The 14779-nt window shown below is 43.9% G+C and carries 16 protein-coding genes and 1 pseudogene; 13 read left to right on the top strand and 4 right to left on the bottom strand.

Annotated elements, in window-relative coordinates; all coding sequences use genetic code 11:
• Nucleotides 1–268: pseudogene (locus tag NB504_RS09660) on the top strand (LysR family transcriptional regulator); the annotation flags it as partial.
• A gap of 325 nt (nucleotides 269–593) precedes the next feature.
• Nucleotides 594–1769, top strand: coding sequence for a GGDEF domain-containing protein (locus tag NB504_RS09655; RefSeq protein WP_258428741.1), 1176 nt, complete (start codon nucleotides 594–596; stop codon nucleotides 1767–1769).
• On the opposite strand, the gene NB504_RS09650 is transcribed toward NB504_RS09655, so the two are convergent.
• Complete coding sequence (locus NB504_RS09650) at nucleotides 1750–2040, bottom strand: hypothetical protein (protein WP_013868082.1); 291 nt, start codon at nucleotides 2038–2040, stop codon at nucleotides 1750–1752. The genes NB504_RS09655 and NB504_RS09650 overlap by 20 nt on opposite strands.
• Before the next feature lie 147 nt (nucleotides 2041–2187).
• On the opposite strand from NB504_RS09650, the gene NB504_RS09645 reads away from it, so the two are divergent.
• Both NB504_RS09645 and NB504_RS09640 read left to right on the top strand, forming a co-directional pair.
• A complete protein-coding gene (locus NB504_RS09645) occupies nucleotides 2188–3036 on the top strand; it encodes a pirin family protein (RefSeq protein WP_094149882.1) in 849 nt (282 codons plus the stop codon).
• A gap of 97 nt (nucleotides 3037–3133) precedes the next feature.
• A complete protein-coding gene (locus tag NB504_RS09640) occupies nucleotides 3134–3889 on the top strand; it encodes an ABC transporter substrate-binding protein (protein WP_258428740.1) in 756 nt (251 codons plus the stop codon).
• Between the two features lie 28 nt (nucleotides 3890–3917).
• Here the strand turns inward: NB504_RS09640 and NB504_RS09635 are convergent, their stop codons facing one another.
• Nucleotides 3918–4199: a pyrimidine/purine nucleoside phosphorylase gene (locus NB504_RS09635; RefSeq protein WP_026027338.1), complete on the bottom strand. Its 282-nt coding sequence runs from the start codon at nucleotides 4197–4199 to the stop codon at nucleotides 3918–3920.
• A 369-nt stretch (nucleotides 4200–4568) separates the two neighbouring features.
• On the opposite strand from NB504_RS09635, the gene NB504_RS09630 reads away from it, so the two are divergent.
• The gene (locus tag NB504_RS09630) at nucleotides 4569–5012 is read left to right on the top strand and encodes a DUF2850 domain-containing protein (RefSeq protein ID WP_026027942.1); all 444 of its coding nucleotides are present in this window, start codon (nucleotides 4569–4571) and stop codon (nucleotides 5010–5012) included.
• Between the two features lie 94 nt (nucleotides 5013–5106).
• On the opposite strand, the gene aroG is transcribed toward NB504_RS09630, so the two are convergent.
• On the bottom strand, nucleotides 5107–6159 hold the full coding sequence (aroG, locus tag NB504_RS09625; protein ID WP_013868087.1) for a 3-deoxy-7-phosphoheptulonate synthase AroG: 1053 nt from the start codon (nucleotides 6157–6159) through the stop codon (nucleotides 5107–5109).
• A gap of 299 nt (nucleotides 6160–6458) precedes the next feature.
• Between aroG and NB504_RS09620 the strand changes: the two genes are divergently transcribed.
• The 8 genes from NB504_RS09620 (at nucleotide 6459) to NB504_RS09585 (ending at nucleotide 13823) form a co-directional block, all read left to right on the top strand.
• Nucleotides 6459–7178, top strand: a complete 720-nt coding sequence (locus NB504_RS09620) for an amino acid ABC transporter ATP-binding protein (protein WP_029388162.1) — start codon at nucleotides 6459–6461, stop codon at nucleotides 7176–7178.
• A complete protein-coding gene (locus NB504_RS09615) occupies nucleotides 7178–7975 on the top strand; it encodes an amino acid ABC transporter permease (protein ID WP_094165293.1) in 798 nt (265 codons plus the stop codon). Before NB504_RS09620 ends, NB504_RS09615 begins: the two co-directional genes overlap by 1 nt.
• Before the next feature lie 97 nt (nucleotides 7976–8072).
• Nucleotides 8073–8855 carry a transporter substrate-binding domain-containing protein gene (locus NB504_RS09610; protein ID WP_208871670.1) on the top strand — a complete coding sequence of 261 codons (783 nt, stop codon included), beginning with the start codon at nucleotides 8073–8075 and terminating at the stop codon, nucleotides 8853–8855.
• A 32-nt stretch (nucleotides 8856–8887) separates the two neighbouring features.
• On the top strand, nucleotides 8888–9802 hold the full coding sequence (locus NB504_RS09605; RefSeq protein ID WP_405054806.1) for an amino acid ABC transporter permease: 915 nt from the start codon (nucleotides 8888–8890) through the stop codon (nucleotides 9800–9802).
• Between the two features lie 158 nt (nucleotides 9803–9960).
• Complete coding sequence (locus NB504_RS09600) at nucleotides 9961–11664, top strand: phospho-sugar mutase (protein ID WP_258428738.1); 1704 nt, start codon at nucleotides 9961–9963, stop codon at nucleotides 11662–11664.
• A 200-nt stretch (nucleotides 11665–11864) separates the two neighbouring features.
• Nucleotides 11865–12698 carry an AraC family transcriptional regulator gene (locus NB504_RS09595; protein WP_170899041.1) on the top strand — a complete coding sequence of 278 codons (834 nt, stop codon included), beginning with the start codon at nucleotides 11865–11867 and terminating at the stop codon, nucleotides 12696–12698.
• Between the two features lie 76 nt (nucleotides 12699–12774).
• Nucleotides 12775–13506, top strand: a complete 732-nt coding sequence (locus NB504_RS09590; RefSeq protein WP_094132304.1) for an AzlC family ABC transporter permease — start codon at nucleotides 12775–12777, stop codon at nucleotides 13504–13506.
• The gene (locus NB504_RS09585) at nucleotides 13503–13823 is read left to right on the top strand and encodes an AzlD domain-containing protein (RefSeq protein ID WP_013868095.1); all 321 of its coding nucleotides are present in this window, start codon (nucleotides 13503–13505) and stop codon (nucleotides 13821–13823) included. The genes NB504_RS09590 and NB504_RS09585 overlap by 4 nt, the downstream gene beginning before the upstream one ends.
• Nucleotides 13824–13881: 58 nt before the next feature.
• Here the strand turns inward: NB504_RS09585 and NB504_RS09580 are convergent, their stop codons facing one another.
• Nucleotides 13882–14496 (bottom strand): fumarylacetoacetate hydrolase family protein, encoded by a 615-nt coding sequence (locus NB504_RS09580; RefSeq protein ID WP_013868096.1) that lies wholly within the window; start codon nucleotides 14494–14496, stop codon nucleotides 13882–13884.
• Nucleotides 14497–14779: the final 283 nt, after the last annotated feature.

The following is a 14779-nucleotide window of genomic DNA, read 5'->3' as shown; positions in this document are numbered from 1 at the left end:
TTATCAACTTACCATGCCAGCAAGTCGCAAAAACCTATCATTTGTCTCTTCAGCACAAGCCGTACAAGCAACTATCCGCCAATTAGGTATTTTCGTTACCCATCGCCTCTTTGTAAAAGATGACATCAAGTTAGGCCTACTACAAGAACTCGGTTCCGCAGTGACTAATCCCTATCAAGACTACTACTTCGTTTGTGCCAAAGAGCAACTGAAACAAGAGAGTATCTTAGTGTTAAGAAGTTGGATCAAAAAAGAATTTGCGATGTAACTAAATTTGTAATGTAACTACAGGACGGCTTAGATTTTTTTGCTATATCCACATTTGCTTATATTCATTTTTTTATAAAAAAATAATGGCTTAAATAATGGCTTATTTGAACAACGTTAAAATAATCGACAAAACATGCTGATAATACAATAAGTTATAAGACCATTGATCACCGATTATTAATAGCCTAATGACTTAACGAAAACGCCAAATGATTAACCATTGTATTTTTTAACTGACTCCATGCACTTCGTCCGCAAAACTCTGTTATTTATTCTAGACTTAACTCGGTATCTAATACTTTAGGATAGCATCGAGATCGAGTATGACTGAACTGGTAGGTAGACATTTAGAAGAGATGGCCAATATGCGAGCGTCACGCAAGCGTAGGGTCGTTGCCTTATGCTCGTTTGTGTCTGTGCTACTTTTCGCCTTTTATGGCATTCTTCATTTTCTTGAACAGCAATATTACCTGAGCACTTTTAATTTATTATGCTTGATCGCCATTGCCTCTAATTACCTTTATTTCTACCATCACTCTGATAACACCTCCTATGCCGATTTATTCCTCAGTGCCATCTTGTTAACAAAAGGGGTCATATTACTACTATATGGACAGCATATGATCGGCAATGTGCTGTGGTTGTTTCCAATTATTGCGGCGGTGATCTTCATTAATGACTTTCGTATAGGCTTAGTTTTTAGCTGCAGTTTCTTTATGCTGATTGGCGTCTCAGTACAACTCTCCGGAGCCGATATTCTTCCTCAATATCTCCCCATAGATCGGTTTTTTCTCAGTCTCATCGCACTCTGTTGCATGTGTCATATTTCCTCTTACTACTACAACAAAGCGGTTTGCTATATCCAGCATCTTTATCAAGAGGGAATTGAAGACCTTGCCTACACCGACCAACTGACTGGGCTCGCCAATCGTTGGAGTTTCGAAACTTGGGCACGTGAAAAACTCTCCCAGCAGACTGATAAAAAAACCATCACCGCACTCGTCTTTCTAGACATTGATAATTTCAAGTCCATTAATGACAGCTACGGACATGAGGTCGGGGATCGAGTCTTGCAGTATTTCGCCAATCGTTTAAAAAACAACGTCCGAAATAAAGACCGGAAGACCGATAAACACGATTACTCCATCGCGAGATTTGCCGGAGATGAGTTCGTGCTACTACTTTACGATATCAAAACGGTTAAGGATTTGGATGGCGTTCTCAACCGGATTTGTTATCTGTTTGAAGATAAATATCAAGGCTCAGAAATGATCAATAACCTCACCGTCAGCATCGGCGCTGCTTTGTTTCCTTCCGATGCTGATAACTTGGCCGAGCTGACTCGGTGCGCAGACAAAGCAATGTACGCAGCAAAACACAACGGCAAAAATCAATATCAGTATTACCAACATCTTTCACTTGACCATACTGAAGCATCTACTGCAACCCATTCAGCAACAGTGACACCAATAAAGAAAGCTAGCGAGTCATATACATAATCCACAAACCTACTGCACATACCACCACCATCCATGCGGCGTAGCGTGCTGTATTAGGTTTATTTGGTTTAGGGTGAATCACTGGCCTCATTGCCGCACGCCTTGCTGCTTCAACAATGGAAACGTCTTTGTCACTGAGCTGTTCAAGCGTATCGCGATTTTTCTGCGCTTGATTAGCCACCTTGGTAAATCGGTGCATCTGCTCAAGCGTAAAATCCTCTTTGGGATCATAATGCGGATTCTGATCTTCATGTTTGGGCAACATAGACATTGGGCATCCTCCTCGTGATCCAACCTACTCTAATTATAGCCCCCTCAAGATATGTTCGAATTTCTCGACGAAGACCTTCAAAACACAGCGCTCTTCTTTATCAGCACCTTGTCTTAGACTGATGTTATACCGACAAGGAGAATCATTATGCTAACGCAACGTGAAATAAAACAGATAATCCCCGCACAACCCACTTCGGATGGAGATGGCGTAAAAATTAGCCGCGTTGCTGGCTTTAATAATGCTAATTTTTCACCATTTTTAATGCTCGATGAATTTAAATCTGATCAAAAAGCCGATTATATTGGCGGATTCCCTCCTCATCCACACCGAGGAATCGAAACGCTCACTTATATGCTAAATGGGCATTTCCAACATCAAGATCATATGGGTAATGTCGGTGAATTACGCTCTGGAGGTGCCCAATGGATGGCCGCAGGAAGAGGTGTTATTCACAGCGAGATGCCAATCATGACTGAAGGTCAGTTGCACGGTTTTCAGATTTGGATCAATCAGCCTGCTAGCCAAAAAATGGCGCCAGCGCAATACCACGACTTTCAACCCGAAACCATTACCGAATACCACTCCCAAGAGACTGGCCTGCTGAGAGTACTCGCGGGTGATGTCACTTGTGGCAACCAGATAGTAACAGGCCCATTAACAAAAACGGGCGTTAAATTGAGTGTGGCCGACTGGCAAGCCACACCGGGTAGCCAATTAGAGATCGTCACTCCGAATCACTTTAATGTCATGGCATTTACCTACAAAGGCAATGCACAGCTAGGCAGTAAAGTGTTGAAGCAAGGCGAGCTAGCGTTGCTCTCAAAAGGTGAGTTCTTAACATTAACAGCCAATGATACGAGCGGAGTATTGTTGCTAATGGGGCAACCCATTGATGAACCTGTCGTGCATTATGGGCCGTTTGTAATGAACTCATTTTCTGAGATAGAACAAGCAATTAAAGACTACAACTCAGGTGTGTTTGAACAGTATTAATCATAGGGTAACCATCCGGCTGATCTTAAGTGTCATTTTGGGGTTCTCAGAAAGTTTGCCTATACTCAAGTAGTAAATTTGACGAGAGGCACGAAATATGTGGGTATTGACTAGAAATATTCTCATTTCATTGGCAGCAGTGCTGCTCAGCTCAACGCTTTTTGCTAACACCCTTAAAGCTGATTTTAGGCATCGACCACCAGAAATGGTGATCAGTCCAGATGGTCAAAAAATCAGCGGCCCATTAAAGGAAATCCTTGAAGAAGCAGCAAAAAATATAGGCTTCGATATCGAGTGGCGAAACATTCCATTTCCTCGCAGCCTTGCTACTTTAGAAAATGGTACTGTTGACATTGTTCCACGTGTCATACGAACAGCAGACAGAGAAGCATTTGTTCGCTTTATCGGTCCTATAAGTGAGCAAACACGGAATATTGTTTTTGTCACTCGCAGTGATGGGCCAGCAATCAACAATTATCAAGATTTACGAGAGCTAAATGTCGGTGTGAAAAGAGGTACCGCTTATTTCGAAGCGTTTGATCAAGACAAAGAGATAAATAGAACGGTTGTTAATGATGACTTCAACCTAGCAAGAATGCTAGAGGCAAAGAGAATAGATACCGTTATCGTATTGGATTTACCTGCGCTAGAAGTGGAATTAAAAACAATCAATTTTAGTAACTACCAAGTAGCAACCTACTACTATCCAAACACTATCGGCAACTATTACGGTATGCCTAAAAGCCATCCACAAGCGGATGCATTACAAAACGCTCTGTCTGAAATGGTAAAAAGTGGAAGGATCGAAGCCATCTATGCAAAATTTGCAAAATTTGGCTTAACAGCTCAATAAGAAATAGGGCTTTTAAGCCCTATTTCAACTACAAATATTCGCACAAATAAGCTGTTGCTTCGGCAACTTTCAAATCAAAGGACGAATTCTCAGCGACTTCAAAAGATTCATTCGCTTTAAATGTAGACCAATGTTCATCCCCTAAACGCTTTATCGTTAACGAACCTTTGATGACTGTCATACGCTCAGGAGCCGCCGTGCCAAAGGTGTATTCGCCAGGAGCCATTACGCCCACCGAACTGTCACCACTTTGGTGAGCAAAACCTAAAGATTTAACAGCCCCATCGAAGTATGTGTTTTCTTTGATCATTTCTCTTCCTTGTAAAATAAACCACCAAAATATGGTGAATAACACGTTTGTAAGCCGTTTTATCTGAAATCATAAAAATACACAAGTGGCAATTGGAATTAAACAAATAGTGAAACGCGACCTATACTGATCGGTAAGTCAACAAAATTCATGATGCAATGTTCATCTTGTCATCCATTAGCACTAGTTTTGGAAAAAAGATCATATTTTCCAGTGTGACATTTGCTAAACCACACGACATATTCCACTCTCTAACCTTGTTTTAATTGGTTAGCCTTACCGGTACTAGTCGCTGATTGCTTACGTTATGGAGTGGGAATGGCAGTTAAGGGTTTCACGCATGCAAATAAAGCCTCTTCAGGTCACCCTATGAAAAAAAAGTGGGTATTAAAAAGTCTTTTTTGGATAGTGCTGTTCACTATCGCAGCTAGTTTTGCCACTTTACTTTTAGTGAGCTATCAAGAGTATACAAGCCCCAAAAATGTCTATGGTTCATGGATCGAAATCGGTACACCCAGCTATAGCACTGAGGTTCTCACTCTCAATTCAAATGGCGTGTTTCGAAATAATCGCTTAGTCAGCACTCAGTTTGAATATGATGGGGATAAAATTGTGATTAACACTGGTAGTGGTGTGACCATTTACCAACTTGCTGGGACAACAAACTCCCCTCAACTCAAGCGCATTGAACCTGTCATGCCTTTACAACGCTTTATCAAACAAGGCTATGAAAGCACGGTAGAAAACGATGAAAACGGCGACCCAAGTAAAAATCGTCGTTCAGCATTATCTGAGCACTTTTCACAACCATAGCGCTTAAAGTGACGCGATCAGAGCTGAGTCTAAATAGAAAAGCCCCCGAATCGGGAGCTCTGTTGATACTTTATATTATAGAGTGATGCCATATTTAGCGTGCGCGACGCGCCTCTACGGCACCAGCCAACTGACGCAATACCACTTCAGTGTCATCCCAGCCAATACATGCATCCGTAATCGATTGACCATAAGTGGCCGCACAACCATCCACGAGATCCTGACGTCCTTCAACGAGATGAGACTCAATCATCACACCAAAAATAGCATGTTCACCCGATGCAATCTGCTCGCTCACATCTTGTGATACCACAAGTTGACGCTGGTACTGTTTAGAGCTGTTTGCGTGGCTAAAGTCAATCATCACTTTTTGTGGTAAACCGGAGATTTCTAGTTCCTGCTTGATAGCCGCGACATGTTGAGCGTTGTAGTTTGGCTCTTTACCACCTCGTAGAATGATATGGCAATCAGGGTTGCCTGCCGTTTGAATGATGGCCGAATGACCATACTTAGTGACCGACAAGAAATGGTGCGATGCACTGGCAGAGCGAATCGCATCAGAAGCGATTTTGATATTGCCATCTGTCCCATTTTTGAACCCAACCGGACAAGATAGACCCGATGCGAGTTCACGGTGAACTTGAGATTCTGTTGTACGAGCACCAATAGCACCCCAACTGATAAGGTCAGCCACATACTGCGGTGTGATCATATCCAAAAATTCGCTCGCTGTCGGCATCCCCATATCGGTCAAATCAAGCAGTAACTTACGCGCCATGCGTAAACCATCGTTAATTTTATAGGTATCATTTAAATAAGGGTCGTTAATGAGCCCTTTCCATCCGACGGTCGTACGAGGTTTTTCAAAATAGACACGCATGACAATTTCAAGGCGATCACCTAGTTCATCGCGCAACACTTTAAGACGTTTTCCATATTCAACAGCCGCTTGAGGATCATGAATTGAACATGGGCCAATGATCACCAATAAGCGATCATCTTTATCTTGTAGAATATTATGAATGGCTTCTCGAGCCTGAAATGTGGTTGAAGAAGCAACTTCTGTTGCCGGAAACTTTTCTAGAACCGCAACAGGAGGTAATAACTCTTTAACTCGTTTAATTTTTACATCATCAGTCTGAAACATTGCTTACTTCTTCCTTATTCTTTTCTACTGCCTACCGAACAACGGACAGGTTGGATCTATACGCAGCCTTGCTTTCGGCTCTCCCCTGTAACTTATCTACTAAAAACCACAACTTCAATCATTATTTTCAACAAAAGGCAATATTGGCTACTTTTTTACAAGATTATCATTGCGTAAAAAAATAGTTACACCTTTATGCTGGAACCCACAAATTAACGCTAATATGAGCTTCGTAGGTGCATTATCTCGTTGATATTGCTAAGGTAGGTGATAACAAAATAGCAACAAGATATTCAACCATGAATGCGATAGAGTTTGAAAAAGTAAACAAGTGGTACAATAATTTTCACGCTTTGAAAGACATTACTCTTCAGGTTCGTCGAGGGGAAATCTTAGTCGTTTGTGGCCCTTCAGGCTCAGGAAAATCAACATTAATCCGAACGGTCAATGGGTTGGAAGCTATCAGCGCGGGCAAGATCACCCTGAACTCTAACCATTCCGACATCACACAGCCTGCGGGAAAAATCGGTATGGTTTTCCAGCATTTCAACCTTTTCCCTCACTTGACGGTGATTGAAAACCTTATTTTAGCTCCAATTCGTACACTGAAATTGAGTAAGCAAGCCGCAAGACAAAGAGCGAGCCATTTTTTACAGCGAGTGAATATTCTTGACCAAGCTGACAAATATCCGGTGCAATTATCTGGTGGTCAGCAACAGCGTGTTGCCATTGCACGCTCACTCTGTATGCAACCAGAAATTTTATTGTTTGATGAACCCACTTCCGCTCTCGATCCTGAAACCATCCAGGAGGTACTGGATGTCATGGTAGATCTTGCTCAAGATGGCATCACCATGATGTGCGTCACTCATGAAATGGGTTTTGCCCGAAAAGTAGCGGATCGCGTCATTTTTATGGATGAAGGAAGAATTCTCGAGATCGCTACGCCGGAAGAGATATTTCGTCAGCCAAAACACCCAAGAACTCAACAGTTTCTCAACCAAATATTGAGCCATTGATGATAAAAGTACTGATAAAACCGATCTTCTCCGCTCTAGTACAGATAGTTCTATTGCTTGCGGGGATGATATGGCTACTTGATTCTGGCGCACATGCTATGGGTTACCAGTGGCAATGGCATCGTGTGCCTGATTTCATCGCTTTTTACGACGAGGGGGAATGGTGGCCCGCGGAACTGCTCGAAGGGTTAGCCGTCACGGTGCAAATCTCAACGGTCAGCCTATTTTTTACGCTGGTCATTGGCTTAACAACCGCTTTGTTGAAGCTTTCCAATTCTGTGGTAGGGCGTTGGTTGGCCAATATTTATATTGAGCTTATCCGCAACACGCCGCTACTGGTGCAGATATACCTGCTCTATTTTGTGTTTGGCCCAGTGCTGGGCTTAGATCGCTTCTCTACTGCCATTTTAGCTTTGGCACTGTTTCAAGGCGCTTATACTGCCGAAGTGTTTCGTGGTGGTTTAAACAGCATTCCGAAGGGACAGTTTGAAGCGGCACGAACATTAGGGCTTTCTCGTTTTTATACCTATGTTGATGTGATCTTACCGCAACTTATCCAACGTACATTACCTCCACTGACCAATGAAGTCGTGTCATTAATTAAAAACTCGTCTATCGTCAGTGTGATGGCTATTTTTGACTTAACCACTCAAGGTAGAAATATTGTCTCAGAAACGGCGATGCCATTTGAAATATGGTTTACCGTCGCTGCAATTTATTTACTGTTAACTCTTTCTTTATCAGGGTTTTCAGCATGGTTAGAACACAAACTCGGGGCGCAATGGCGCGCTCAATAATCATCCTTAAAAGGAGAACATCATGCAGCAATCTGCACCAAAAGCGTGGCAACGCGCTGGATTGAAGGCTATCGCCGCTCTATCGCTCGGGTTGACCATGTTACTAGGGATAACCATTTCCATACCCGCCTTTGCCAGTGAAACGCCTAGCCTTGATAAAATCACTGAACGAGGCACATTGCGTGTGGGTATGTCTACGTTTGTGCCTTGGGCAATGCGCGACAAGCAAGGCGACCTGATTGGCTTTGAAATTGATGTTGCCAAACGTCTTGCTGAAGATTCAGGTTGGAAAGTGGAATTTGTACCTACCGCGTGGGATGGCATTATTCCAGCACTCTTAGCACAAAAATTTGATGTTATTATCGGCGGCATGTCTATCACGCCAGAACGCTCGAAAAGCGTGCTCTTTACCACCCCCTATTCACATTCAGGAGTACAACTTGCCGCTAATCAGTCCCTCGCTAAAGGATTTTCTACAATAGAAGACTTCAATTCTCGTCGAGTGACTATCGCAGCGCGACGCGGAGCATTTACCGTTCAAGTCGCTCGTGAAACCTTCCCCAAAGCCAAAATTCTGCAATTTGATGACGATGCACAAGCCTTTCAAGAAGTATTAAACGGCCAAGCACACGCCGTGATTGCGTCAAGCCCTAAACCTGAACATGAAACAGTGAAACACAGTGACAAACTGTTCATTCCTTTCAATGAACGGTTGTCCAAAGGAAACGAAGCGTTTGCCGTTCGCTTAGGTGAAGAGGACAAAAAAGCCTTTTTTGATCAATGGATTATTGAACGAACCAATGACGGCTGGTTGAGTGAACGCTACGAATATTGGTTCTCAACACTAGATTGGCAAAACCAAATCGTCTCAGGGCAATAGCCTGAGGGGCGGATGTGAATAGAACAAAAACCATGCTGTATGAAAAACGGAGCCTTAAACCATGGTTACGATTATCGCTCAATAAGCTCGATTATGCGTTACTCGTAGTACTGTTAGGCTTTGTTATTTGGTTAACACACCGAGCCGAGCTTGGGGTGAATTATAATTGGCGTTGGCGAGAAGCTTTTGCTCTGATTTTCACTCCCACCAGCAATGGCGACATCCCTTATTTCTTTCAAGGTTTGCTCGCCACTTTGCGCTTAAGTGTCTGGGCGATGGTGCTGGCCCTTGTGTTAGGCACACTGCTTGGCGTAGCACGCCACTCTCAGTTTTCGTGGTTCAGAATTCCGGCTAACGCTTTTGTGCAATTAGTTAGGAACATTCCGCCGCTGGTTTTCGTGTTCATTTTTTATTTTTTTGTCTCCAATCAACTGATCCCGTTGTTGGGCCTAGAAAACCTACTACGGGAACACCATGAGCCAACCAATGTCATTCAGCATTGGCTGTTTGGTCCTTCTCATCTATGGGAAAATTTGTTCTCTGGAATTGTGTGTATTGGGATGCTTTCATCGGCCTATATCGCTGAAGTTGTTCGTTCAGGTTTGGCCGGAATCGCTCAAGGTCAATGGGAAGCAGCGCACTCTTTAGGGCTGTCTCGATGGGTAAAATACCGATACGTCATTGCCCCTCAAGTATTGGCGGCGATCACGCCGGCTTTAGCTGGGCAAGCGATTTCTTTGGTCAAAGATTCTTCGATTGTATCGCTAATTTCAATTCAAGAAATGACGTTTGTTGGCACAGAAATCGCTAACTCTTCTGGGCTTATTTTTGAAATATGGTTGTTAGTGGGCGGTGCATACTTAGGTTTATGTTTAAGCCTCTCTTTACTGTTTAGGCGGCTCGAGCTACGCAGTTTACGCCATCTCTCGCTTCATCACTCTAACTAGATAACACTGAATTTGTCAGCGTCAGTTGCGCAACCAATCAAAGAGAAGCAACACGTGATGAGAAACAAAATAAGAACGATGTTTAGCGATTGCGCCCCCATTATTGAGAATGAATATCAGTTAGAATCAATTCAACATGAATGTAAGAAGGTGAAACCATGATGCAACACGTTTCCGAATGGTTAGAAAAAGATCCCGATCCTAAAACTCGCCAAGAACTACAAGCACTAGTCGATCAGCATCAGTTAGATGAGATAAAAGATCGCTTTCAATCACGCCTTGAGTTCGGCACCGCAGGTTTACGCGGCATGGTGGGATGCGGCCCTAATCGTATGAACCGCCTGGTAATTCAAGAAACGGCGACGGGTTTAGGACACTATCTCATTCAGCAAGTCAGCAATGCCAAAACACGTGGGGTGGTGATTGGCTATGATGGCCGGCCAGATTCTCAGCAATTTGCACATGATACCGCCTCCGTACTCGCCGCGCTGGGGATCAAAGTGTATCTCACGCATAAAGTGGCACCGACCCCTGTAGTCGCTTTTGGGGTAAAACACTTTAATGCCGCCGCCGCCGTCGTAGTCACCGCCAGTCACAACCCACCCGAATACAATGGCTTCAAGGTGTACTGGGAAAATGGTGCCCAGATTATCCCACCTCACGATTCAGGTATTGCAGCAGAAATAGACTTAGCGGCAACACGAGCTATTTCTCTGATGCCGTTAGACAACGCGCACCAACAAGGCCTTTTGCAATGGCTAACAGAAGAGTATTACCAAACTTACCGTCGTATCCTCAATCAAAGCCCATTGTTGAACCACCACACTGATCCGCAATGCCTTACCATTGCGTATACCGCGATGCATGGTGTCGGCGCTGAGATGGCTGAAACTTTGCTGCATGACGCTGGGTTTACCCATGTCATCAGTGTGAAAGAACAGCGCGAACCAGATGGCCGTTTCCCGACCGTCAACTTCCCCAACCCTGAAGAGCCGGGGGCGATGGATATGGTTATCGCGTTAGCCCATGCCCAAAATGCACAACTGGCCTGCGCCAACGACCCAGATGCCGACCGATTTGCCGTTGCCGTACAACGCGCGGATGGTCAATACCAAATGCTGACTGGCGATCAAGTTGGCACACTATTTGGGGACTATTTGCTCTCCAAAACCGATGCCTCAAAGCAGTTGGTTGGCAACACCATCGTCTCATCCAGTTTACTCGGTAATATTGCGCAGGCGAAAGGTGCAAAATACTACCAAACCTTGACTGGCTTTAAATGGTTGACCAACGTGGCGATGCAACAACAAAGCGATGAACAGCAGTTCTTATTCGCCTATGAAGAAGCATTGGGTTACACCATAGGGCAAACCGTTTGGGATAAAGATGGCCTTTCGGCCATGGTGGCATTTGCACAACTAGCGGCCGAATTATACAGCCAAGGTAAGACTATTTGGGATCAACTCGAAACCATTTACCGCCAGCACGGTTTTTACATTAATGCACAACGTAGCATTAAGTTAGACCCTAACTCACCGCCGATCGGTGATAAGCTTCGCGCCACACCGCCAACGGAAATCGCCGGTCGAAAAGTGCTCATGATCGACGATCTCAAATCACTAACACGTTATATTGCCGATGGAACAACGCAAGTGATTCAACTTCCTGCTAGTGATGTATTGACCTATCACTTGGAAGGCGGAGCGAGAGTGATTGTGCGCCCGTCGGGCACTGAACCTAAATTGAAATGCTATTACGAGGTCGTCGGAGCCTTCGAAGCAGAAGAAGATTTCGCCAGCGCCGAGAAAAAAGCTGACGAGCAAATGGCGATGCTTATCGCAGAACACCAACACAGCTTGTAGCACTCATTGCTGGATAAGCACAACGAAATAACAGGCCGTCTTCAGTTCATTGTTGGCGGCATTTTTATTTCATCTGTTTAGGTTGCGCACCATCGCGACACTCTTTTGCCTTCAGTGGATAACACGATATGCGCAATTTTGTACAAAACCATTCTGAATAAATCGGCTACACTGGTTGTTGCAAAAAGGTAGGATATGAAATGCCCAAGCAGAAAAGCAAAAAGAGAGAACTAGCCAAGTTTTATATCGCTAATGAACTTGGCGGAATTGAGCTTCTCGATGCACAATACGAAACACAAAACTTTTCGCGCCACAGCCACGAAGGGTACACGGTAGGAGTTATTGAACGCGGTGCTCAACGATTTTACCGCACCGGTGGTCATCATATTGCTCCACAAGACAGCATTATTTTGGTTAATGCCGAAGAAATCCATAATGGCCATTCTGCTGTAGAAGGTGGTTGGGCCTATAAAGCCATGTATCCACTTCCAGAACAATTTAGTACCGTGCTTCAAGAGTTAGGTTCCTTTAACTCATGCGCTCCTTATTTTCCAGAACCCGTAGTCTACGATCCTGAATTAGCAAACCAATTTCGTTTAGTTTTTGATACGTTAGAGCAGTCGAGTAACCGTCTATTACGCGAAACATTAGTGTACGCGACCCTAACCAAACTGGTAGCACGTCATGCCAAAAGTCCTCCGATCTCAGTACCTAAAACTAAAATTCAGCAGTCGCTCTATACGGTTAAAGAATTCTTAGATGACTTTCCCCAGGCCGATGTCTCATTAGAAGATTTATCAAAACTAGCTGGAGTTAGCCCCTATCATTTGGTTCGTTCATTTCAAAAAATGTATGGCTTCCCACCGCATGCCTATCAAATTCAAGCGCGGTTGCGTTATGCTAAAACACTATTGAGAAGTGGTCATCCCATTTCAGATGCTGCGCAAGAATCTGGGTTTCATGACCAAAGTCATCTACATCGCCACTTTAAGCGTGCAATGGGCTTAACGCCAAAACAGTTCTTAGCCAAATAGCAAGCGCAATTTTGTACAATCGCTTGACCCAACCTTGTGGCTTGATAGATTCATCACTTCCAGCAAAGGAATTACTATGGATAGCACACTATTGAACCACATACATTTAGAACCTCGAGGTCGCCTCTTTGGGCAAGGCGCACTGGCCATGCTACCGCTGAGTATTGCCGTTTTACCATGGGGCTTATTGGCGGGATCATTTGCGATTGAAAGTGGCCTGACCGTATTAGAGAGCCAAGCACTCTCTGCGGTTTTATTTGCAGGCTCAGCGCAACTCGTCGCCACGGGGATGTTTAAAACAGGTGCAGGGCTGTTGACTCTGCTGATCACCACATTTTTCATCACTTCTCGCCATTTTCTCTACAGCGTTTCCATGCGCAGCAAAATCAGCCCACTCCCGACACGTTGGCGTTTAATTCTGGGTTTTCTGCTCACTGATGAGCTGTTTGCTGTCTGCGGACAACAAAATGAAAAACAGTTTAACCGTTGGTACGCGCTTGGTGCGGGTTTAAGCTTCTATTTAGTTTGGAATTTGGCCACACTGGCCGGCATTATTGCGGGCAGCTACATCCCCGCTTTAAACGAGTTGGGGTTGGAATTTGCAGTCGCGGCTACTTTTATCGCCATTGTCATTCCGAACATTAAAAACATACCGATACTCGTTGCTGTCATCAGTGCCCTAGTGTTATCGGTAAGCCTGACTCTTTGGCAAGTTGAAGGTAGCTTAATGCTAGCAAGCATTGGCGCAATGTGTGCAGGTTATGTTTCTGAAGTTTTACTCTGTTCGAGCAGGAGGAACCAACGATGATTCTGCTTTCGATCCTCGCCATGACCGCTTTGGTCTTTATGAGCCGTTATCTGTTCTTAGAGCCTAAATTACCGCTGCGTCTCAACCCAGTTATCCAGCGCTTACTCACTTATTCTAGCCCTGCCGTATTAACTGCTATTTGGGCTCCGATTGTGTTCCTGCCAGAGCAAACACTTTGGCTTGATCGCCATAATCCCTACTTGTGGGCCGCAGCATTAGCGGGGCTGATTGCATGGAAAACCAAGAATGTCCTGCTGACCACGATCATCAGCATGGCGACTTTCTTTTTGCTAAATTTAACGCTCTTAGCCCATTAAAGACAGAGGCTGCGGTGAATACTGATAATAACCGCAGCCCAAATAGCGCAAATCAGTTTTATTGCGCTAGCCATTCAATCTCGATTAAGGTCTGCTCTCCACATTTAAGACGCCCTAAAAAGAGATCGCCACAATGCACTTCTCCAACTCCTTGTGGCGTTCCGGTCATCACAACGTCACCATCACGCAGTGATGTGTAAGATTTCAGCTCTTCTAAAATGATGGCGGGTGAATAGATCATTTGGTTTACACCGCCGCACTGAACCCGAACACAGTTGATGAATAGCTCTAACTGCAACTTATTGATGTCGATACCATGCAGTGGCACAAATCGGCTAAGTACTGCTGAACCGTCAAATGCTTTCGCCCGCTCCCAAGGTAAACCTTTTGCTTTAAGCTGAGATTGCAGTACCCGCTTAGTCAGATCTAACCCCAAACCAACCGCGCTATATTGACCTTTTTTGATCAAAAAACAAATTTCAGCTTCATAGTGAAGCGTCTCTTGGTGAAACGAGGATAGAGTGGTTGTAATGCTCGTATTGGGTTTATTAAATACCACCATTTGTTCTGGTATTGTGTTATTAAGCTCTTGAATATGTTCAATATAGTTCCGTCCAACACACAACACTTTAGACGGGGTTATCTTCTGTTTATCCAAACGAACCGAATACATATACTCTTCCTTGAGATGACTAAGATCGTCGAGTTTACCTCATCTACAGCGCGAGTGAATGGATTTGCATCTTCATTAGATAAAAGTAAGATCTTCGACTCAAAATTCATGGCACCTTGACTATTTTGAACATCACTACATAACATTCTTTTTAATAAATCATCAATAAAAACAACATGTAAACATCATGAATCAGTAATTAAACATTCATTTAAAACATCTACTTTACTCACATCAAACCGTTCGAGCACTGAAGCTCATTGATTATGGATAAGGTAAATAA

It is taken from the genome of Vibrio sp. RM-69-4, assembly GCF_024743775.1.
Lineage (GTDB): Bacteria > Pseudomonadota > Gammaproteobacteria > Enterobacterales > Vibrionaceae > Vibrio > Vibrio anguillarum.
The sequence above is the reverse complement of the archived record's forward strand: the minus strand, read 5'-3'. Positions and strand labels throughout refer to the sequence as shown.

Bases quoted from the DNA above. Each gene is read 5' to 3' on its own strand.
- NB504_RS09655 (WP_258428741.1), top strand. From the start codon at position 594: ATGACTGAACTGGTAGGTAGACATTTAGAAGAGATGGCCAATATGCGA.
- NB504_RS09650 (WP_013868082.1), bottom strand. From the start codon at position 2,040: ATGTCTATGTTGCCCAAACATGAAGATCAGAATCCGCATTATGATCCC.
- NB504_RS09645 (WP_094149882.1), top strand. From the start codon at position 2,188: ATGCTAACGCAACGTGAAATAAAACAGATAATCCCCGCACAACCCACT.
- NB504_RS09640 (WP_258428740.1), top strand. From the start codon at position 3,134: ATGTGGGTATTGACTAGAAATATTCTCATTTCATTGGCAGCAGTGCTG.
- NB504_RS09635 (WP_026027338.1), bottom strand. From the start codon at position 4,199: ATGATCAAAGAAAACACATACTTCGATGGGGCTGTTAAATCTTTAGGT.
- NB504_RS09630 (WP_026027942.1), top strand. From the start codon at position 4,569: ATGAAAAAAAAGTGGGTATTAAAAAGTCTTTTTTGGATAGTGCTGTTC.
- aroG (WP_013868087.1), bottom strand. From the start codon at position 6,159: ATGTTTCAGACTGATGATGTAAAAATTAAACGAGTTAAAGAGTTATTA.
- NB504_RS09620 (WP_029388162.1), top strand. From the start codon at position 6,459: ATGAATGCGATAGAGTTTGAAAAAGTAAACAAGTGGTACAATAATTTT.
- NB504_RS09615 (WP_094165293.1), top strand. From the start codon at position 7,178: ATGATAAAAGTACTGATAAAACCGATCTTCTCCGCTCTAGTACAGATA.
- NB504_RS09610 (WP_208871670.1), top strand. From the start codon at position 8,073: ATGTTACTAGGGATAACCATTTCCATACCCGCCTTTGCCAGTGAAACG.
- NB504_RS09605 (WP_405054806.1), top strand. From the start codon at position 8,888: ATGCTGTATGAAAAACGGAGCCTTAAACCATGGTTACGATTATCGCTC.
- NB504_RS09600 (WP_258428738.1), top strand. From the start codon at position 9,961: ATGATGCAACACGTTTCCGAATGGTTAGAAAAAGATCCCGATCCTAAA.
- NB504_RS09595 (WP_170899041.1), top strand. From the start codon at position 11,865: ATGCCCAAGCAGAAAAGCAAAAAGAGAGAACTAGCCAAGTTTTATATC.
- NB504_RS09590 (WP_094132304.1), top strand. From the start codon at position 12,775: ATGGATAGCACACTATTGAACCACATACATTTAGAACCTCGAGGTCGC.
- NB504_RS09585 (WP_013868095.1), top strand. From the start codon at position 13,503: ATGATTCTGCTTTCGATCCTCGCCATGACCGCTTTGGTCTTTATGAGC.
- NB504_RS09580 (WP_013868096.1), bottom strand. From the start codon at position 14,496: ATGTATTCGGTTCGTTTGGATAAACAGAAGATAACCCCGTCTAAAGTG.